We start from the raw sequence: 19,425 nt of genomic DNA, 5'->3' as shown, positions 1-19,425 counted from the left end.
GCGGATCGGATTCGGGAGCGCCCCTCGCGCGACTGCTACCTGGTGCTCATGGACGCCCCGCGTTCAAGCCGCCACGGACTGCGCGGGGCCAGTGCGCCGACTGGCGCGGGATTTACCGGAACCAGGCAATAGCCCCGGAACGAGCACTAGCGTGGGCCTGGAGGGGGCTCACTGACTCTGGCCGGTACCAGCCATGTGGATCATGGGGGTGTCCATGCGCGGGCCGAAACGTGGTCCGGTCTGGGCGGCCCAGTTGTGGATACGCCAGCGCCGGCGCAGGTGGCGTACCCGACGGGAACGGCAGGCCGAGCGGAACCGCCGCCGACACACGGACCAGCGGCCCGACCACCGGATGAGCTGGCGGCACCACCGCGGGCTGCGGTGGGGGATCATCGCCACCGCCGGGGCGCTCGTGGTGTGGACCGTCTTCTCCCTGGTTCTGGCGGTCCTCAACAGCGAGCCCGGTTTCCTACGGATGTCGAAGTGGTGTGCTGGGGACCAGCCGAGGTCGTACTACTGCGGGCAGGTGGAGGGCTTCGTCAAGGGGCCGCTCATCCTGGCGCTGGGCCTCGCGGTCTTCCTGTTCTGGCGATACGTCCCGGTCCGTCGCTGGTACGACCGCCACGCGCTGCGCAATCTTCGGATGGTGCTTCCCACCGCCGAACGCGACAGCAAAGCGAGCTACGTCGTGGGTCGGGACGAACTGTGCGAGCTGATTGTCCAGCGGCTCCGCGACGAGCACCGCCGGCGGCCGCTGCTGCTGGTGGGCGGCATCGGCACTGGCAAGACCGCGACCCTGGTGCGCCTCGCGGAGATGTTGATGGCCAGCGACGTCGTGCCGGTCGGGATCGACCTGCGCACCGTCACGGACCCGGCGAAGCTGAACTTCCATCAGCTCGCCCTAGAACAGTTCCAAAAGACCATCGACAGCCAGTTGCACGCCGCAGGCGAGGCCGACAAGGTGTGGCGGCGGCTGTGGCTGGAGAACCGGATCGTGGTGCTGGCCGATGGCCTGGAGGAGGTGCTCGCCGAATCCGGCCAGCCCGCCGATCGGGACAGTGTGCTCCGTGAGGCGGTGCGGGGCGCGGTCCGTGAGCGGCTCCCCCTGGTGGTCGCCTCGCGGCCTGACGATCCGCTGCGCGGGTTGGACGCGCTGCTGCTGCAACTGGAGCCGCTCTCCACCGGTGCCGCGTTGGAGTACGTGCAGACCGGCAGCCACCGTTCGGACGCTGGCCAGCAGTGGGAGCGGATCACCGAGCTGGTCAAGGCCGCCGACGTCGCCGACTCACCGTTCTACCTGCGGGTCATCAGCCAGCTGCACGAGGTGGACCGCCTGGACCAGGTCGGGCCGACGGATCTGGGCAGATCCGCCCTGCGTTGGTCGTTGCTGGAGGAGTGGTGGGCGGCCATCGTCGCCGGGGATCTGTACGAGGACTACGGCATGCCGCAGACCGAACGGACCGACGCGCTCGAGGTGCTCTCCGCGCTTGCCTGCATCGGGTTGCGCGACAACCGGCTGTCGGTGCGTACCACCGATCTCATGAGCGCCGACGGCGTGAAGGACGCTGCCCGGCGGTGGATTCTGGCCGAGCTCCGGGCCCGGCTGCACAAGCTCAGTGCCGACAACCCGCAGGACCTCGGGCTCGCCGAGACCACCGGGGAGGAGCTGAACATCGTGGTGAAGCGGCAGGACGGGGTGCGTTTCCAAAATGGGGTGGTCCAGGCGTACCTCGGCTCGCGCTACCTCCCCGCGGCCCTGCGCGACGACGACTTCCTGGAGCAGGCGTTCACCGAGAACCACGGCCCAGGACGGGAGCTGCTCGCCGCGCTCACCCTCTACACCCGCAGCGCGGGCGCATTCGAGCGGCTGGACGGGCGCTGCACGCCACCGGTGGCGCACGGAACCCTGCTATGGCTCCGCAATGCCCTCCGGCTGAGGGTGGGACCGTCGCCGAGCGCCCGCGAAACGAGGACCACCCGGGACCGGTCCATTGCTGTCGTCCACCGGCTGTGTGCCGCGGCGACCGGGACACGCAACCGCACCCGAGCCCTGGAGCTGTTCGCGGCCGCGCTGGAGATGGACGCCGCCAGCGGACACACTGCGCACCGGCAACTGGCGGACGCGATCCTCGGCGCCTGGCCGAACTACCAGGGAGACGGCTCGGTCACCGACCGCCCGCTCGAGGACGCCAAGGTCGCCCTGGTGCACCGGTACGGCGACGCTGCCCGGCAACTACGGGACCGGCCCCCGGAACCCACCGGATCCCGGGGACAGCCGCCCACACCGCAGTACCGGCAGCTGTTCCAGATGATGGCGCACGAGACGTCGTACCTTCCCCGGCTGACCGCGGCCCGCCAGATCGCCAGCGGCGGCAACGCCGCGGTCCGCGCATTGCGCGACGTGCTCGACCAGCCGCCGGAGGCGGCCGACACCCAGGGCCGGGAGCGCCTGGAGGAACTGCGCACCTGGCTCGCCCCGCCCCTGTTCCTCTTCACCGACGCCGCCCACACCCCCGACGAACCGGACTGGCAGGGCGTGGCCCGGGATACCCTGCGCCGCTGGGTCGACCGCCTGGCCTCCGACTTCAGGGAGGGGGCCCGCGTCTACGAGATCACCCTGGCACAGGGGTTCCGGATGGCGGCCAACTGTCGCACGTACCCGGCGCACCGCAGCGTGCTGATCGAGGAAGCCGAGAAGGCGCTGCGGCACTCCCGGTTCTGGTACTCCCACCTGGTGCTCATCCAGGCGCTCACCCTGCTCGCTCTCCCCCGCGACCCAGGCGAAGCGTTGCGCGAGCGGGGTCACGGTTCGGACCCGCGCGGCCTGGTGGGCTTCTGGACCTCCATCGCCGGGGGCGGGCTCCGCGCCCCGCAGCCCGGCAGCGGTACGGCCCACCCCCTCGTCCTCGAGGTCGCGGACCTGTGCGTCGAGGCGCTCATCGACCGCCATCCCGAGCGGCACTGCTGGCTGGACGAGCGGGAGATCGTCGGGCGGATCGGGTCGGTCAGCCCTCAGCCGGGCGTCCGCCGGCACCAGGCGTCCTGGCTGCCGCCGTGGCACGGCTGGGCCGTCCTGGAACCGCGGGCTCAACGGCTGCTGGCCGACGTGATGCTGCTGCTCAACCTCGCCGACCGGGGACGGGACAACGATCAGCGGGCGCGCCGGCTCACCCGTGCCAGCCGGGCCGAGCTGCCCCCGTGCCTCACCATCGACCGCACCGCCATGCGGGTCAACCTGAGCCGCCGCCAAGCCCACGACGTACAGCCGGGCGCCACCTGCATCGACGATTGCCCGTTCCGGCTGTGCCCGCTGCCGCCGAAGGGAGACGAGCTGCCGTACCAGATGGACGAGGCCTTCTGCGCCCACCAAATCGACCTCGTCGGGCGCTCGCTCCGGTCGCCCGGGCGGGCGGACTGGCAGGCGGTCAACCGGCAGGATCTGCGGACGTTCTGGCGGGAGATGTCCGAGCGGATGGCCCCCGCCTGGCGGAAGTAGTCAGACGAAATTGCGGGCGGCGCGCTACTCCGCAGCTGGCGGCAGCAGCAGTCGGCCCGGTGGCAAGCGGGCGCGACATTGGCTGGCCCGAACGGCTATCAGCACGCCTTCGGGAAGCTCGGACAACCATGCGGGCCACCTCGCGCAGGCATCAACCCCAGCATCGTGATGCTGTGGTCGTTCCCTGCGCGGCACACGCTTATCGCCGATGGCCGCGACGGGTCCCAGGCAGCAAAGACGCGAGTCGGCTCACCGCATCCCGAGGCTCCCGACCCGCTCCCCCCGGCAGCGGCCAACCGGCTCACAGGCGACCGCAGCCGGCTTCAGCGCTGGACGGCGAAGCGGGCGGGCGGAAGACCGGCTACGCCGACGTCCGCGGTGAGCACGGCTCCGGACAGCTCGGCACCGTCCGACCGGGCGGTCGTGACGAACATCCACCGATAGCCAGGACCGCCGAACGACACGTTCGTGACCAGCGGCGCGGGCACGCACAGCGCGCGGTCCGGAGCGAGGTCCGGCGTATAGCGGAACAGCGTGCCAGATCCCCATGAGGCCACCCAGACTCCGCCGTCTGCGTCGACGGCAATCCCGTCGGGGTGCGCAACCCGCACGGCGTAAACGGGTCGGCCGTGCTGCCCGTAGGCGGTGACCGTGTCGGCGAAGCTGTCAGCGTGGTAGAGGAGGCGCCCGTCCGGGCTGGTGTCGACGCCGTTGGACGCGCCCACCCGCCCGGCGAGGATGCGGTGGTTCAGATCGCCCTCCACCCGGTACAGGGCCGCGCGTTCGGCCCGGGTCCGGTCGATCGATCCGACGTAGAGGTTGCCGTCGCGTCCGCACACCGCGTCGTTCAGTGCCAGCTCCGGCGGCCCGGGTAGGCACAGCAGCGGTTGAAAGGCCCCGTCGCCGGGATCGAGGGTGCCAATGTCCCGCCCGGAGACGCCGAGCCATCCCCCGTCGGCCCGCGGCACCAGGGCGGTGACCGCCCGGCCACACGTCGCGGCGGACGCGGCGCCGGTGGCGGGATCGAGCGTCCAGAGCCGTCGGGCGTGGATGTCCACCAGGTGCAGGCGGGCGGATGGCTCGTCCCAGACCGGGCACTCCCCCAGCTCACAGCGCAGGTCGCCCAGCACCGACCAGTCCGGTGTCACAGCCATCTTGCTCTCAGGTCAGGGCGGAGCCACGCCGCCGGTGAGGCGATGGAGAGGCCGCCGTCGACGGGCAGGACGACGCCGGTGATGAAGTCGGCCGCCGGCGAGGCGAGGAACGACACGGCGGCGGCCACGTCCTCGGGTCGGCCGACCCGCCGCAGTGGGTAACCTTCAGTGACCGAGGGCAGGTCCGCGTTCCCGATCATGCCGGGGGCGACCGCGTTGACGCGGAGGCCGGCGGGACCGTACTCGAGGGCGAGCTGACGGACGAGTCCCTCCACGCCCGCCTTCGCCGCCGCGTAGCCGGGCAGGCCGGGCGCGGCGAGGGTGGCGTTGACCGAGCTGACGGCGACGACCGCGCCGCCGCGAGGCAACAGTGGCAGGGCCGCGCGGACGACGTAGAACATCGAGCCGAGGGTCGCGTCGAGGGCCGCCCGCCACTGCGCGTCGGTGGTCTGGGCCGCCGCGGCGACGGGCATGACCGCGGCGGCGGGCACCACCACGTCGAGCCGGCCGAGGGTGCGGTGGGCCTCGGCGACGGCACCGGTCGCGGCCTCCGGGTCGGCGCAGTCGGCCACCAGCTCGCTGACGAAGGCCGGGTCGCTGTGCTGCTCGAGGGAGACGCCCACGACGCGATCGCCGGACGCGGTGAAGGCGCGGGCGATCGCGGTGCCGATCGGCGAGGAGGCGCCGACGACGAGGACGCCGCGTCCGCTCACCGGGCGAGTCCGAGGTCCGCGAGGATCGTGTTGAGCGAGTCGCGGCTGGCCGAGTCGAGCGGGCGGGCCGGCGAGCGCACGGTGGCGTCGGCGATGAGGCCACGCCGCACCAGCACCTCTTTGTGAACCGCCCAGGCGATGCCCTGCTGGAGGCCGAACAGGATCAGCGGCAGCAGTCGGGCGAACCCGGCGCGGGCATCGGCCCGCCTCCCGGCCTGCCAGTCCGCGAGCACCGGGCCGAGCAGGTCGGGGAACTCGCAGGCGGGCATGGTGCCGATCGCTCCGCGGGCGTACTCCTCCAGGCAGAACTGGGCGTTCTGGCCGCCGAGCACGGCGAACCGGTCGTCGGCGCGGGCGGCGACCACCGCGGCCACCTTGGGCGCGGTCGGCGGCGACTCCACCTTGACGGAGGTGACGCCGTCGAGCTTGCCGAGTTCGGCGATGAGGGCGGGCGGCATGGTGACGCCGGTGGCGCCGGGCGCGTCCTGGACCATGACCTCCACCCCGGCGGTGGTGGCCACGTCGCCGTAGAAGGTGAGCAGTTGGTCGGGGGTCGGCTTCACCATGAACGGGGGAAGCACCATCAGCGCGGACGCGCCGCCGGCCACCGCGACGCCGGCCTGTTCGATCGCGTTCACCGTCGACGTGCCGTTGATCCCGGCGACGACCGGGACCGCGCCGGCGACGACCTCGGTGACGGTGTCGAGGATCCGGGTCCGCTCCTCGGTGGTGAGCGCGAAGCCTTCGCTGGCCATGCCGAAGACGGCGACGCCGGTGACGCCGCTGGCGAGCTGGAACTCGGTGAGGCGGCGCAGGCTGGGCAGGTCGAGGGCGCCGTCGGGCCCGAACGGGGTGGCGAGGATCGGCACGAGGCCGTGCACGGTGTGAGGCACTCAGGACTCCTTGGCCAGGGCGCGAACCGTCTCGGCGTCGACGTCGACGCCGAGACCGGGTCCCGCGGGCAGGTCGAACGCGGCCGGGTGCACGGGCACCGGACCGGTGAGGATGCGGGATCCGACCTCGGTGGAGGTCGGCTGATATTCGAACGCGGCGAGGTCGGCGACCGCCGCGGCGACGTGCAGGCCGGCGGCGAGGGAGACCCCCATGCCGACCGAGTGGTGTGGCGCGACGGGTACGTGCCGGGCGGCGCACAGCTCGGCGATCGCCATCGCCTCGGTGATCCCGGTGCGGGCCACGTCCGGCTGGGCGATTCGCATCGCCCGGGCGTCCAGCCACTGCGCGAACTCGTACCGGTTGCGCAGCGCCTCGCCCACCGCGACCGGCAGCGTGCCGCGGGCGGCCAGCTCGGCGTGTCCAGCGATGTCCTCCGGTGCCAGGGGCGCCTCGAGGAACCAGGCACCCCGCTCGGCGAGCCCTCGGGCCAGCGCGACGGCCTCATCCAGGCCGTACGCCCAGTGCCCGTCCACCGCTACCCGCAGGTCGGGGGCGGCGTCGCGGACGGCGTCGACGGTGGCGAGGTCGGCGGCGACGCCGTGGCCGAGGTGCAGCTTGACCGCCGTCGCGCCCCGGTCGGCCCAGTCCCGGGCCAGCGCCGCCCGTTGCGGGTCGGTCGACCGGGGCAGCCCGGAGACGTACGTGGGCAGGCGACTCCGGAACGCACCACCGAGCAGCTGGGCGACACCGAGCCCGGTCAGCCGGCCGGCGAGGTCCCACAGCGCGATGTCGACGGCGGCGAGCGCGTCGGCCTGGTGGCCCACCAGGTGCCCGCGCTCGCGCATCAGGTCACGCAGCCGGTACCAGGCCGGACGGGGGGCGGTGGCGTCCATCCCGACCAGCACCGGCGAGAGCAGCAGGTCGACGATCGCGGCCGGCACCTCGGGCGCCACCGGCGCCAGGGCCTCGCCCCATCCCGTGGTGCCGTCGTCGGCGACGACCTCCACCAGCAACGTCTCGTACCGTGACGAGTACAGGCTGCGCCACGGCTCGCGGACCTCGTAGCCGCCACCGATGCTGCTGCCGTCTCGCTTCAGCCCCAGGTACGCCTCGTCGGCGCGCACCTTCAGCACATGGGTGTGCACCTCACGGACCCGCATCACGCCTCCTTTCCGCAGGCCAGCCGTACCGGCTCGGACCGCCGGTCGCCGACCTGCACGACGTAGCTGAACGCGGCGGACAGGTCATCCACCGGCACCGTCCACTCGTTCGGGAGCACCGTGCGTTCGGCCCGCTGCCAGGTGGCACCGTCGTCGAGCGACCAGTGCAGGGTCGCCGGCTCGTGGCTGACCGCCTGCACGTAGGCGTGGTAGCGACGGCCGTCCGGCTTGGGAATGAGGATCCCCCGCACCGGACCGACCGGGCCGTCGCCGAAGTGGTGCGCGCCGACCGGGGCGGCGGCGCGGTGCAGCGGTACGTCGAGGGGGCCCACGCCGTGGAGGACGACCGCGGTGATGCCGTGCCCGGAGACGTCGACGGTGAGCCGGTGGTCCACCATGCTCGCCTGCTCCGCGGCGCCACCGTCACGGATCACCGTCGCCCGGTACGGCACACCGGGGCGCATCGGCACCCGCGCCGCGTCGAGCGTCACGGTCACGGTGGTCGCGGTCGGGGCGGCGTTGGTGAGGCTGAGACACAGTCGGTCCCCGCCCTCGGCGGCGATCCAGTTGACCTGCTCCGAGTCCAGCCGCACCAGGCCCTTGGGCAGCCACAGCCACACGCCGTCCTCGCCGTGGAAGCGGCCGGGTGCGTGACCGTAGACGCGGTAGGCGAACCAGACGTAGTTCTGCTCGAGCTCGGCCGGGAAGCGGATCGCGCCGCCGGAGCGGGTCTCGTGCTCGGCGATCAGGTAGTCGATGGCCATACCGAGCTGGGCCGGCGCGTGGTGGTAGTAGATGGTGGTGTTCCCGAACGGCCCGGTGTAGGGGAAGTCCGGGCGCAGGTGATGCACGGTGAACTGCCGGTAGTAGTAGCCGGGGTAGTTCGTGAACCGGCCCACCAGCGCGTTGTGCGCCACGTCGCGCAGCAGGTCGTCGCCGGTGTGCGCGGCGAGCCGGAGCAGGAACGGCGCCCACGCCGGGTTGAGGGTGAACCCGTTGAACCGGTACGTGTTCACCGCCTCGATGCTCAGCCCGGTCGGTGACACCTGCCAGGCCGGCACCTCCTCGTCGGGCACATCGGTCGCCGGGTACGGGTACAGAGCGGCCGGGTCCCACCACCCGGTGAGTTCGATCTGCCGGTCGACGAAGAGCGGCCGCTGCGGCACGGTCACGGTGGCGTCCGGCACCGGTCGGGCGAAGACCATGGTCACGAACCGCTTCGCCTCGGCGTACGCGGCGTCCAGGTAGCGGCGCCCACCCGTCTCCTCGTACAACTCGAGCAGGTCCAGCCAGGCGCGGCAGTAGTAGATCGCGAAGTCGTGCGGATCGGCCTCGCCGCCGTACGGCTGGTCGAGCTCGTCGGCGACGTACCGGTCGGCGGCCTCCTCGGCCTGCCGCCGCAGCTTCACGTCCCGGGTCATCCGGTACGCGGCCAGCGGGGCGCTCATCGGGCTGCGCTTGAGCCAGTAGTCCTGAGCGTCCAGAGCGGACAGCGCCAGGTCCCGCGCGGCGGTGAGCGTGCCGCGGGACAGCGTGTGCAGCGGGGCGAGCGCGGGGGCGCCGAACGGGGTCCCGCCGAGCGAGTTCTTCGTCGGGTCGCCGTAGACGGTGGCGTCCTCGCGCGGGGTCCAGCCGTAGCCGTTGCGGGACAGGTGGAACTCGATGGTGGGCAGGGCGCGCGTCTCGTACAGCTCGTCGTCGCCGGTGAGCTGGTACGCGCCGAGCAGCACGGACGTGGTGGTGGCTCGGACGGCCTGGTTGTTCTCGATGTCGATGAACCCCTTGGCGCGGCTCCACCAGCCGCTCGGCGAGCCCTGGTAGTCGACCCGGTCGTCGCCGGCCGGTCCGGCCTTCATCAGGTCAATGAGGTGGTGCACGGTGTCGGTGAGCGAGGCGTGGATGTTGCGCCGGTACGCGGTGTAGCCGTACTCGCCGCGCAGCAGGTCGCGGTAGGCGTCGTACAGCCCGGTGCGGGCGGCGTACACGCCGATGGTGAACCGGTACGGCTCGCCGGCGCGCAGGTCGGCCCGCCGCCCGTACTGCGGGGCGTAGAGGGTGGGCTGGACCCGGCCGTCGGGGGTGCGCAGGCTCATCCCGAACGGCTGGTCGTCGTCGCCACGAGCCGACTCGTACTCGAACGGCAGCTCGGCGGCGGGGGCGAACAGGCCGGTGGTGACGGGGCCGCGTTGCACCAGGCACATCGGGGCGAACAGCTCGTCGCGGCCCACCGACGCCGGCCCCCCGACCATCCGGGCGTGCCGCAGCGGGCCGCACAGCACCTCGCCGACGTCGTCCTCGGGCATCGCCGCGAATGCCCGGTAGGCGACCACGAACCGGCCGTCGACCAGCGGGGTCAGCGCGATCTCGACCAGGGGGCGCGGTCCGGCCAGCCGCCAGGTGGCGGTGAGGGTGAACAGCTCGCCACCGCCGCGCAGGCGCAGCGCGTCCGCGCCGAGCGGCTCGACCGCGTCGAACCACACGAGGTGCGCGTCGAGGGTGCGCTGGGGATCGCGTCGGCTGCCGCCGTCGCCGGACAGCACCAGCCATCGCTCACCGAGCGGCTCGCCGGCGCGTTCCCAGCCGTGCTCGCCGCGGATCAGCAGCTGCGCGGCGTATCCGGAGCGGCCGTCGTCCCCGCGTACGGCGCTGACCTCGAGACGGTGGGCGGCGCCCTCCACGGCGGTGTACGGCTCGACCAGCGCGGCGGCCGGGTCGACCTCGGTGGCCGGACGTCCCGGGCCGGGTGTCGCGCGGGGACCGAGGTCGACCACCTCGACCGGGCCGAAGCCGGCCACGGTCGCGGTGGCCCCGATCCCGACGCCGCCCCCGTCCAACGGCTCGGGATCGGTGGCCGTCGCCGCGATGCGCCCGTCGACGGTGACGGTGATCCGGGCGTCGGCGACGGTGACCTCGACGGGCAGCCACCGGTCGAAGTCGAAGGCGCAGATGTCGTCGCTGAGCAGCTCGTCGCAGCCGTCGGCGTGCCGGAGCACCGACAGGTACCGCACGCCGGTGCGGACCCGCAGGCGGACCGCGTACCACTGCGCGGCGTCCGCGTGGACCCGCAGTTCGGCGGTGCTGACGTCGGCGCCGTGCCGCGGCTCGGGCAGGCGCACCGCGGTGCGGACGGCGTGATTGCCGGTCATCGCCGCCACCGGCGCGCCGAGCAGGTGCCGGCCCTGCGGGTGGCCGTGACCGTCGAGTTCGACCGTGCGGTTGAAGGGTTCGATGGTCAGCGATGCATACTCAGATGTCATAAAGGCACCCCAGCAACACGTATCTGCAACTCGTATGCAACGGGCGGTTGACATGATGCAGCATGGGGGCCACTCTGACACAGCGATGGATGGGACGTCCAGAAGGAGATGCCGGATGGCGAGTGATCAGGGCACCAACCAGAGCGTCGAGAAGGCGACCGCCGTGCTGAACGCCTTCCTCGCCGGCCAGCCCGCGCTGCGGGTCTCCGATGTCGCCCGTCACGCCGGCCTCGGCCAGTCGACCGCGTCCCGCCTGCTGGCCACACTGGAGGCCTGCGATCTCGTGCAACGCGACCAGGTCAGCGGCCTCTACCAGCTCGGCCCCGCGCTCATCACGATGGCCGGCGTGGCCCTCAACAGCCACCCGGTGCACCGCGAGGCCCGCCAGCGGGCGCAGAACCTCGCCGCCGAGCTCGGCCTCGGCGCCAACGTGGCCATCCGCACCGGCGCGACACTGTTCTACCTGTGCAACTTCGAGGGCACCCTCGCCCCGAGGTCGTTCGTCCTCATCGGTCAGCACAACCCGCTGCACGCCACGGGGATCGGCAAGTGCCTGCTCATCGGCACCGACCCGGAACAGCGCCGGACGCTCCTGCCCGACCTGCCCGCGTACACCCCGTCCACCATCACCGACCACGCCGCCCTGGACGAAGCCGTCGCCCGGGCCGCCCAACGCCGCTACGCCACCGAGGTCGAGGAGCTGGCGCTGGGCCGCGCCTGCATCGCTTCCCCGATCCTCGACCGCACCGGCGCCGTCTGCGCCGCGCTGTCGGTCTCCGGACCGCTCTCCGCGATCGCCCTGGACACCCGGGAGGCCGAGTTGTCCCGAATGGTCATCGAAGCCGCCGACGCCATCAGCACCGGCCTGGGCTACCTCGGCCCCGCCGACCGCGTCCCGACCCGTCTGCAGGCCGTGCGATGAGCACCGAGACCGCCCGTCCCGGGACCACCGACCGCGTGCCGACGTCCCCGCCGGCCGGCGACCGGCCGCCGCGGGGGCTCGGCGACGGCGCGTTCGCCGCGCTGCTCATGCTGCCCGCCCTGGCGATGCTCGCCGCGATCGTTCTCTACCCGCTGGTCACCTCGCTGGTCACCGCGTTCTTCGAGCAGAGCCTGGTCGAGCCCGGCCGCACGTTCGTGGGCATGCAGAACATCACCGACCTGCTCGGCGGCGACTTCTGGCGGCTGCTGCGGCAGACCCTGGTCTTCACCGTCGGCGCCACCATCGCACCGTTCCTCGTCGGCCTGGCTCTCGCGCTCGCCCTGAACACCCGCATCCGCGGCCGCGCCACGCTGCGCGGCCTGCTGCTCATCCCGTGGCTGGTGCCCAGCGTCGTCGTGTCGTTCTTGTGGATGTGGATCTTCAACGCGAACTACGGCCTCGCCAACGGCGCGCTGGAGGCGCTCGGGCTGATCGACGCCCCGCAGGCCTGGCTGGCCAAGCCGGGCACCGCGATGACCGCGGTCATCGTCGCCAAGACCTGGGCCAGCTTCCCATGGATCATGGTGATGCTCCTCGCCGGACTGCAGACCGTACCCGTCGAGCTGCACGAGGCGGCCGAGACCGACGGCGCCGGCGCGATACAGCGGTTCTTCGCCGTCACCCTGCCGCACCTGCGCGGCATCATCGGCATCGTCCTGCTGCTGGAACTGATCTGGAACTTCCAGCACTTCGACCTGATCTACGTGATGACCGGCGGCGGCCCGGCCGGGGCCACCGAAACGTTCGCCACCGCGGTCTACGAGACCGCCTTCCAGGGCTTCGACCTCGGCCGCGCCGGCGCGCTCGGGCTGCTCTGGATGGTGCTGCTGCTCGCCATGGTCGCGATCTACGTCCGTCGGTCCGAGCGGGAGGGACAGCTGTGAGCAAGCGCTCCGCACGGGAGAGCCGCGGTTCCCGCGCCGCGGCGTGGACCGCCGTCGTCATCCTCGGCGGCTTCGGGCTGCTGCCGGTGTACTGGATGCTCGCCACCGCGTTCACCCCGGCCCAGCACACCTTCCGCTACCCGCCGTCGTTCTTCCCCACCGAGCTCACCCTGGACAACTTCGCCCGCCTCGCCGACGAACCCGACCTGGTCCGCTACCTGGTCAACAGCCTGATCGTCTCCGTCGTCACCGCGGTGCTGAGCGTCATCGTCTCCGCGTACATGGGCTACGCCTTCTCCAAGTTCCGCTTCCGCGGCCGGCGCAGCCTGATGTACTTGGTGCTGTCCTCGCAGATGTTCCCCCAGGCGCTGCTGCTGGTCACCCTGTACGCGTTGTTCAGCGCCTACCACCTGCTCGACACCTACACCGCGCTGGTGCTGTCGTTCACCACGTTCACGCTGCCGCTCTGCGTCTGGATGCTCAAGGGCTTCTTCGACACCATCCCCGACACCCTCGTCGAGGCCGCCCGCGTCGACGGCGCGTCCCGGCTGCGCACCATCCACTCGATCATCCTGCCGCTGTCGGCACCCGGCCTCATCGCGGCCGGACTGTTCGCGTTCGTGCGCGGCTGGAACGACTTCATCTTCGCCCTCACTCTGGCCGGACGCGAGAAGACGACGCTGCCGCCCGGCCTGGTCAACGCGTTCCTCGGTGAGGCGACCGCGCAGTGGGCCGAACTCATGGCCGCGTCGCTGCTCGCGTCGCTGCCCGTCGTGGTCGCGTTCATCGCGCTCCAACGTTTCCTGGTCGGCGGCATCACCGCCGGCGCCATCAAGGGATAGCTCACCCACCCGTCCCGGAGGTCCAGCAATGAACAGCAAGCTTTCCCGCAGGGACATGCTCCGCCTCGTCGGAGTCGGCGTCGGCGCCCTCGGCCTGGGTGGCGTCGCCGCCTGCGCGCCGAGCGCCGAAGGTCCCGAGAAGGACAAGGCCAAGTCCGCCACCGACTTCTCATTCGCGTCCTGGAGCCTGGCCGACAATGCCTCCAAGGCCAAGATCGAGCAGTTGATGAGCGGGTACGGCAGCAAGGCGGGCGTCACCGTCAAGGGCGTGCCACTGGCGTACAACGCATACCTCAACCAGCTCACGCTCCAGGTGCGCGGCGGCCAGTTCACCGGCGCCGCGCAGATGGACATCGCCTGGCTCGCCGGCCTCGCCGCGCTCGGCAAGCTCCGCGACCTCGGCGACGTGGCCAAGGACGCCGGCTACACGGAGGCCGCCCTCAGCTCCGGGCAGGTCGAGGGCAAGCAGGTCGGCCTGCCCTGGACGACCGCAGCCATCGGCCTGATCGCCAACCGGGACCTGATGCAGAAGGCCGGCATCACCACCGCCCCGACCACCATCGCCGACTTCGAGACCGCGCTGCGGGCGCTCAAGGGCACGGGCGTCATCCCGTACGCCGCGTCCACCAAGATCGCCCAGCTCAAGGACATCCTCATCTGGATGCAGACCTTCGGCAGTCCGCTGCTGGACGGTGACAAGGTCACCGTCGGCGACGACGCCAGCATCGAGGCGGTCACCTGGTACAAGAAGCTGTACGACGAGAAGCTGATCGCCCCGGACGTGGAGCGGGTCGACGCGCGTACCCTGTTCGCCCAGGGCAAGGCCGCCATGTACGACGACGCCATCGTCGGCCGCGACTTCGTCGTCAAGGGCTCCCCCGACAAGTCCATCGCGGACAAGCTCGACCCGATCGCCCGCCCTGTGAAGAACTCCGGTGACAAGCCCCGGGCCGTGCAGTGGGGCCACGCCGTCGTCGTGGTCGAGGGCGACGGCGCCAACACCGCCACCGACTTCGCGAAGTGGCTCACGTCCGACGAGCAGACCGTCCTCGGTTACTTCAAGGACCTGTCCCTGCCGCCCACCACCACGAAGGCGCTCGCCTCGGAGCAGGTGAAGACCGATGCCTTCACCTCCCAGTTCAGCGAGCGCATCACCGCCACCGCCACCCCGAACCCGTTCTGGAAGTACCCCCAGTACGCCCAGATGGAGACCGCCATCTCGGAGCAGGTGCAGGCCGTGCTGGTGGGCAGGAGCAAGCCGGCGGACGCGATGCGCGAGGCCGGCCGGGCGGTGCAGGCCCTCATCAAGTGACCACCGCGCACGACACCCGGCTGGTGGCGGCGATCGCGGACGCGACCGCCGCCACCACGCCGCGGATCTGGGGCTTCGGCGTCGGCGGTACGCTCACCGCCCTGCTCCGCGCCGCCGACGCGCTGCACCGGCCCGACCTCACCCGGCGGGTGGTCGACCTCGTCACGCCGTCGCTGACCGCGCCGCCGGACCCCACCGACCACCTCATCGCGGTCGAGGCGCTGCTCGCCCTCAGCGACCGCCGACCCGACATCGACGTGACGGACGCCTGCCACCGCTGGCTCGCCGCCGTCCGGCACGCCCGACCGGCCCACCCCGGCGGGCCCCGCCTGCACCGCCCCGACCTGCCACCCTGGTCGTCGACGGTCTGGGTGGACTGCATGCACACGGACGGGCCCGGCCTCGCCGCGCTGGGTCACCCGGACGAGGCGGTCACTCACGCCACCGAGTACGCCCGCGCGCTGCAACTGCCCCACGGCCTGTTCCAGCACGGCTACGACGCGCGGGCCGAACGCGGCAACGGCGTCGCCTGGGGGCGCGGGCAGGCGTGGGCGCTGCTCGGCCTCGCCGACACCCTGGTCCACGTCCCCGACGACGGGCTCGCCGAGCGGCTCGCCCGCCTGGTCGACGCGCTTGCCGCGTACGAGCGCGACGGCGAGTGGTCAACCGTGGTCGACGACCCGGACGCCCCGGTGGAGGCGAGCACCTCCGCCTACCTCGCCTGGGTCGTGCCGCGCGCGATCGACGCCGGGCTGGTCGACCCCGCCCACCGGGCGGTGGCCGACCGTGCCTGGCACGCCACCGTCCGCCGGCTCACCGGCGGGGCGCTCGCCGTGTCCGAGGCGACCCCCGTCGGCGCCGCCCAGGACTATCACCATCGCGCCCTCGGCATCTTTCCGTGGGGCCAGGCCCCGCTGCTGCATGCCGCCCTGGATCGCACCACTGAGGAGAACGGATGAAGGTCGTCGACGTCCGCAGCTACGCGGTACGCGCCAAGCCGGCCGAGACGTACTGGGGCGCCCGCGCGTGGAGCGCCGACCACGGCAGCGCCCTGGTGGAGTACCCGCCGATGGAGCGCCGCCGCTACGTCTACAGCGAGACCATCGACGCGGTGCTGGTGCGGGTCGAGACCTCCGACGGGGTGGTCGGCTGGGGCGAGGCCAAAGCGCCCGTCGGGGCCCGCGCCACCGCAGCGATCCTGGACGACCTGATCGCACCGCTCGCCGTCGGTTCCCGGCTCGACGAGATCAGCCGCACCTGGGACCGCGTCTACACCGGCATGCGTGTCCGCGGTCACGACAGCGGCTTCTGGTTGGAGGCCCTCGCCGGCCTCGACATCGCCCTGTGGGACGCGTTCGCCCGCACCCTCGGCCAGCCCCTGCACGCTCTGCTCGGCGGCCGCTACCGCAGCACGCTGCGGCTGTACGCCTCCGGCGTACCCGCCGCGCCGGCCGGCTCCGGCGCCGAGGGCCAGCGGAGGGTGCGCCAGGAGGCGGAACGGCTGCGCGACCTGGGGTACGACGCGGTCAAGGTGGCCATCGGCGCCCGGCCGGAGGACGACATCGCTTCCGTCCAGACCGTCCGCGAGGTCTTCGGCGACCAGGCGTCCGTGTTCGCCGACGCCGCCGGCCAGTACGAGGTGCCGCAGGCGTTGCGGGTCGGCCGCGCCCTTCAGGAGGTCGGCGTCGGGTTCTTCGAGATGCCGTTGCCGCCGGAGGACCTCAACGGGTACGCCACCCTCGCCGGGCGCCTGGACATCCCCCTCGCCCTGGACTCGCTGGCCACCCGGCACCGGGCACTGGAATTCCTCCGCGCCGGCGCGCTCCGGGTGCTCCAGCCCGACGTGTGCCGGGCCGGTGGCATCACCGAGACGATGCGCATCGCCGCGCTCGCCGACGCGTTCGGCGCGCAGGCCACCCCGCACGTCAGCATCGGCTCGGCCGTGCACTGGTTCGCCAGTGTGCAGTGCGCCGCCGCGATGCCGAACTTCGCCGTGCTCGAGCACTGGATCGGCACCAACCCGCTCACCGCCGTCGCCCCGGACGCGGTGACGCCGGTCGGCGGGCGGTGCGACGTGCCGAGCGGCGCCGGCCTCGGCATCACGGTCGACGAGAGCGTCGTACGGGTCCTGGCGGGCACCTGACGAAGGGCCGGACACCACCCGGGACGGCATCCGGACGACAGCCGGCGACCGCACCCGCCACCGGCCGGGGACTCACTCCGGCCAGGGTGCCGCCGCCGCCGTGTCCAGGAAGGCACGGGCACGGCGCCGGAGCGCCGGCCAGTTCCCGGCGGCCACGTCGGCCGGGCTGACCAGTGCGCTGCCGGCGCCGACAGCGACCGCGCCGGCCGCGGCCCACTCCGGCACCGATTCGGGCGTGACTCCGCCGGTCGGGGCCAGCCGCACGTCGGGCAGTGGAGCCCGCAGCTCCCGCAGGTAGGCGACACCGACCTGGCTCGCGGGGAAGAGCTTGACCAGGGCCGCTCCCGACGACCAGGCGACGTCGACCTCGGTCGGCGTGAGGGCGCCGCAGACCACCGGCAGGTCGACGGCGGCCGCCTCGGTGAGCACGTCGACGCGGGTGGTCGGGGTGACGAGGAACTCGGCGCCGGCGGCACGGGCGGCGCTCACGTCCGCCGGGGTACGGACGCTGCCGGCGCCGACGGCGCAGGTGCCGGCGAGTGCGGTCCGCAGTTCGGCGATGGCCTCGAGCGCCGCGGGCGTGGTGAGGGTGACCTCGATGCTGTCCAGGCCGGCCTCGGCGAGTTCGCGGCCGGCGCGGACGACGTCCTCGGGGCCGGGGAGCCGGATGATGGCGATGACGCGGCCGAGCTGGACGGTCATGAGACGACTTCGGCGGCGGCGGCCTGCTGGGGCACGACGTGGGCGGGCCCGACGTACCCGAGGTTGATGCTGATGGAGTCGGCTGCCTCGATCACCGACCGGACGAGCTCGGTTTCGCGGGCCGGCAGGTCGATGGCGGAGAGCGGGCCGGACACCGAGAGGGCGGCCACCACGGAGCCCGAGCCGTCCCGGATCGCGGCGGCAACGCAGGCGCGGCCGAGGGCGAGTTCCTCGATCTCGGTGGCGTACCCCCGGGCGAGGGTGCGGTTGAGTTCCTCGTCGAGCTGTTCGTGGGTGGTGATGGTGCGGTGGGTGTAGGCACCCAGGACCGCTTCGGGCAGCATGGCGCGCCGCTCGTCCCCGGTCAGTCCGGTCAGGAGCGCCTTGCCGAGCCCGGTGGCGTGGAGCGGGTTGTACTGTCCGGCGAGGACGAACGGGCGGGGCGCCTGCCGGCCTTCGAAGTTGAGCAGGTAGAAGAGCCGGTCGCCGCGGCGTACCGCGACGTTGACGCCGAGGCCGAGTTCAGCGGCGAGGTCCTGGGCGGTCTGCCGGGCCTCGCGGTGGACCGGGTGGCTGTTGAGCACCGCGCCGCCGAAGGAGACCATGTCGAGCCCGAGCCGGTACAGGCCGCTGACCGGATCGCGGTCCACGAAGCCCATCCCTTCGAGGGTGGCGAGGAGGCGGGAGGCGGTGGAGAGGCCGAGTCCGGTGGCCTTGGCGACGTCGGAGACGCGGAGTTCGGTGCGGCCGGCCGCGAGGGCACGGAGCACGGTCAGAGCCCGTTCGACGCTCTGGTTACTGCCCGGTTCGGCCGCCATGCTGAACCTCCCTGGAATCGTCTTGCGACATGTGGCACCTTATTCTGCACTATGCACGAGCTAAACCACTGTTCGGGGTGACACGGGTGACGCGAGACCAGCATGGCGAGCCGGCCCTGGAGGTCGTCGGGCTCGGCGAAGCGATGGCCCTGCTTCAGCCGCCGCCCGGCGATTCGCTCGCCGCGACCGCGACCGTCGAGGTGCACGTCGCGGGCGCCGAGCTGAACCTCTGCACGGCCGCCGCGCGGCTCGGCGTCAGCGCCGGGTTCTGCAGCCGGGTGGGCGCAGATCCGCTCGGCGTCCGGGTCCTGAGGGCGGCCCGGGTGGCCGGAGTGGACACCTCGCTGGTGACGGTCGACGCCGCTCACCCGACCGGCCTCTTCCTCAAGGACGTGCTGCCGGACGGGCAGCGGCGGGTCCACTACTACCGGACGGGATCGGCGGCCGCGCACCTGGACGCGTCGGACGCGGCCCGGCTACTCGCCGCGAGGCCGCGGTTGGTCGCCGTCTCCGGCATCACGATCGCGTTGGGCGCCGGCCCGCGGACGGCGGTCGACGCGGTACTGCGGGCGGCCGGGCCGGCCGGCATCACGGTGGCGTTGGATCCGAACCTGCGTCCCGCGCTCGGCGACGTCGACCGGCAGGCCGCGGACGTGCGGGCCCGGTTGGCGTACGTCGACGTGCTGCTGCTCGGCACCGACGAGGCCGGGCCGGTCCTCGGCGTACGCGACCCCGAGGATCCGGAGGAGGTGTTCGCCGCCGCGGCCGAGGCGGGGGTGCGGGAGACGGTGCTGAAGGCCGGCGCGGACGGTTGCTACCACGCGGGCGCCGACGGCAGGGCGCGGCACCTGCCGAGCGCGGCGACGGCGGTGGTGGATCCGGTGGGCGCGGGCGACGCATTCGCCGGCGGCTACCTGGCCGGCCGGCTGCGCGGCGCCTCGCCGGCGGACGCAGCCGGCCTGGGCAGCGCGCTCGCCGCCGGGGTGGTCGCCGCCCCGGGCGACACCACCGGCCTCCCCGACCGCGCGACCGCGACGGCGCTGCTGGCGCGGGCCGTCGACGGCTGAC

15 protein-coding genes are annotated in these 19,425 nt (G+C 72.8%); 8 read left to right on the top strand and 7 right to left on the bottom strand.

Features of this window, described 5'->3' with window-relative positions; all coding sequences use genetic code 11:
- Positions 1–214 precede the first annotated feature (214 nt).
- The gene (locus AB0F68_RS07485; protein ID WP_357333549.1) at positions 215–3,496 is read left to right on the top strand and encodes an NACHT domain-containing protein; all 3,282 of its coding nucleotides are present in this window, start codon (positions 215–217) and stop codon (positions 3,494–3,496) included.
- A gap of 323 nt (positions 3,497–3,819) precedes the next feature.
- Here the strand turns inward: AB0F68_RS07485 and AB0F68_RS07480 are convergent, their stop codons facing one another.
- The 5 genes from AB0F68_RS07480 to AB0F68_RS07460 are packed head-to-tail and all read right to left on the bottom strand — an operon-like array spanning position 3,820 to position 10,674.
- Positions 3,820–4,650 (bottom strand): SMP-30/gluconolactonase/LRE family protein, encoded by an 831-nt coding sequence (locus tag AB0F68_RS07480; protein WP_357333547.1) that lies wholly within the window; start codon positions 4,648–4,650, stop codon positions 3,820–3,822.
- Positions 4,641–5,363 (bottom strand): SDR family oxidoreductase, encoded by a 723-nt coding sequence (locus tag AB0F68_RS07475; protein WP_357333545.1) that lies wholly within the window; start codon positions 5,361–5,363, stop codon positions 4,641–4,643. The genes AB0F68_RS07480 and AB0F68_RS07475 overlap by 10 nt, the downstream gene beginning before the upstream one ends.
- Complete coding sequence (locus AB0F68_RS07470; protein WP_357333543.1) at positions 5,360–6,256, bottom strand: dihydrodipicolinate synthase family protein; 897 nt, start codon at positions 6,254–6,256, stop codon at positions 5,360–5,362. Before AB0F68_RS07470 ends, AB0F68_RS07475 begins: the two co-directional genes overlap by 4 nt.
- The gene (locus AB0F68_RS07465; protein WP_357333541.1) at positions 6,257–7,417 is read right to left on the bottom strand and encodes a mandelate racemase/muconate lactonizing enzyme family protein; all 1,161 of its coding nucleotides are present in this window, start codon (positions 7,415–7,417) and stop codon (positions 6,257–6,259) included.
- Entirely contained in the window at positions 7,417–10,674 is a 3,258-nt protein-coding gene (locus AB0F68_RS07460; RefSeq protein ID WP_357333539.1) for a hypothetical protein, read from the bottom strand. Before AB0F68_RS07460 ends, AB0F68_RS07465 begins: the two co-directional genes overlap by 1 nt.
- 115 nt (positions 10,675–10,789) lie before the next feature.
- Here AB0F68_RS07460 and AB0F68_RS07455 point away from each other — a divergent pair, with 115 nt between their 5' ends.
- The 6 genes from AB0F68_RS07455 to AB0F68_RS07430 are packed head-to-tail and all read left to right on the top strand — an operon-like array spanning position 10,790 to position 16,837.
- A complete protein-coding gene (locus AB0F68_RS07455; protein ID WP_357333537.1) occupies positions 10,790–11,596 on the top strand; it encodes an IclR family transcriptional regulator in 807 nt (268 codons plus the stop codon).
- The gene (locus AB0F68_RS07450) at positions 11,593–12,540 is read left to right on the top strand and encodes a sugar ABC transporter permease (RefSeq protein ID WP_357333535.1); all 948 of its coding nucleotides are present in this window, start codon (positions 11,593–11,595) and stop codon (positions 12,538–12,540) included. Before AB0F68_RS07455 ends, AB0F68_RS07450 begins: the two co-directional genes overlap by 4 nt.
- Complete coding sequence (locus tag AB0F68_RS07445) at positions 12,537–13,382, top strand: carbohydrate ABC transporter permease (protein ID WP_357333533.1); 846 nt, start codon at positions 12,537–12,539, stop codon at positions 13,380–13,382. The genes AB0F68_RS07450 and AB0F68_RS07445 overlap by 4 nt, the downstream gene beginning before the upstream one ends.
- Before the next feature lie 28 nt (positions 13,383–13,410).
- Positions 13,411–14,694 carry an extracellular solute-binding protein gene (locus AB0F68_RS07440; RefSeq protein WP_357333531.1) on the top strand — a complete coding sequence of 428 codons (1,284 nt, stop codon included), beginning with the start codon at positions 13,411–13,413 and terminating at the stop codon, positions 14,692–14,694.
- Entirely contained in the window at positions 14,691–15,653 is a 963-nt protein-coding gene (locus tag AB0F68_RS07435; RefSeq protein ID WP_357333529.1) for a glycoside hydrolase family 88 protein, read from the top strand. The genes AB0F68_RS07440 and AB0F68_RS07435 overlap by 4 nt, the downstream gene beginning before the upstream one ends.
- Positions 15,650–16,837: a mandelate racemase/muconate lactonizing enzyme family protein gene (locus AB0F68_RS07430; protein WP_357333527.1), complete on the top strand. Its 1,188-nt coding sequence runs from the start codon at positions 15,650–15,652 to the stop codon at positions 16,835–16,837. The genes AB0F68_RS07435 and AB0F68_RS07430 overlap by 4 nt, the downstream gene beginning before the upstream one ends.
- Positions 16,838–16,909: 72 nt before the next feature.
- Here AB0F68_RS07430 and eda read toward each other — a convergent pair whose 3' ends face one another.
- Positions 16,910–17,539: a bifunctional 4-hydroxy-2-oxoglutarate aldolase/2-dehydro-3-deoxy-phosphogluconate aldolase gene (gene eda / locus AB0F68_RS07425; RefSeq protein ID WP_357333525.1), complete on the bottom strand. Its 630-nt coding sequence runs from the start codon at positions 17,537–17,539 to the stop codon at positions 16,910–16,912.
- Complete coding sequence (locus AB0F68_RS07420; RefSeq protein WP_357333523.1) at positions 17,536–18,357, bottom strand: IclR family transcriptional regulator; 822 nt, start codon at positions 18,355–18,357, stop codon at positions 17,536–17,538. Before AB0F68_RS07420 ends, eda begins: the two co-directional genes overlap by 4 nt.
- An 86-nt stretch (positions 18,358–18,443) precedes the next feature.
- Here AB0F68_RS07420 and AB0F68_RS07415 point away from each other — a divergent pair, with 86 nt between their 5' ends.
- The gene (locus AB0F68_RS07415; RefSeq protein WP_357333521.1) at positions 18,444–19,424 is read left to right on the top strand and encodes a sugar kinase; all 981 of its coding nucleotides are present in this window, start codon (positions 18,444–18,446) and stop codon (positions 19,422–19,424) included.
- The last annotated feature ends 1 nt before the right edge of the window (position 19,425 follow it).

This window comes from Micromonospora sp. NPDC023966 (assembly GCF_040639095.1).
Taxonomy (GTDB): Bacteria; Actinomycetota; Actinomycetes; order Mycobacteriales; family Micromonosporaceae; genus Micromonospora.
This window is presented reverse-complemented; position numbering and strand designations above follow the sequence as displayed.

Bases quoted from the DNA above. Each gene is read 5' to 3' on its own strand.
- AB0F68_RS07480 (WP_357333547.1), bottom strand. From the start codon at position 4,650: ATGGCTGTGACACCGGACTGGTCGGTGCTGGGCGACCTGCGCTGTGAG.
- AB0F68_RS07460 (WP_357333539.1), bottom strand. From the start codon at position 10,674: ATGACATCTGAGTATGCATCGCTGACCATCGAACCCTTCAACCGCACG.
- AB0F68_RS07485 (WP_357333549.1), top strand. From the start codon at position 215: ATGCGCGGGCCGAAACGTGGTCCGGTCTGGGCGGCCCAGTTGTGGATA.
- AB0F68_RS07430 (WP_357333527.1), top strand. From the start codon at position 15,650: ATGAAGGTCGTCGACGTCCGCAGCTACGCGGTACGCGCCAAGCCGGCC.
- AB0F68_RS07450 (WP_357333535.1), top strand. From the start codon at position 11,593: ATGAGCACCGAGACCGCCCGTCCCGGGACCACCGACCGCGTGCCGACG.
- AB0F68_RS07440 (WP_357333531.1), top strand. From the start codon at position 13,411: ATGAACAGCAAGCTTTCCCGCAGGGACATGCTCCGCCTCGTCGGAGTC.
- AB0F68_RS07420 (WP_357333523.1), bottom strand. From the start codon at position 18,357: ATGGCGGCCGAACCGGGCAGTAACCAGAGCGTCGAACGGGCTCTGACC.
- AB0F68_RS07455 (WP_357333537.1), top strand. From the start codon at position 10,790: ATGGCGAGTGATCAGGGCACCAACCAGAGCGTCGAGAAGGCGACCGCC.
- eda (WP_357333525.1), bottom strand. From the start codon at position 17,539: ATGACCGTCCAGCTCGGCCGCGTCATCGCCATCATCCGGCTCCCCGGC.
- AB0F68_RS07465 (WP_357333541.1), bottom strand. From the start codon at position 7,417: ATGCGGGTCCGTGAGGTGCACACCCATGTGCTGAAGGTGCGCGCCGAC.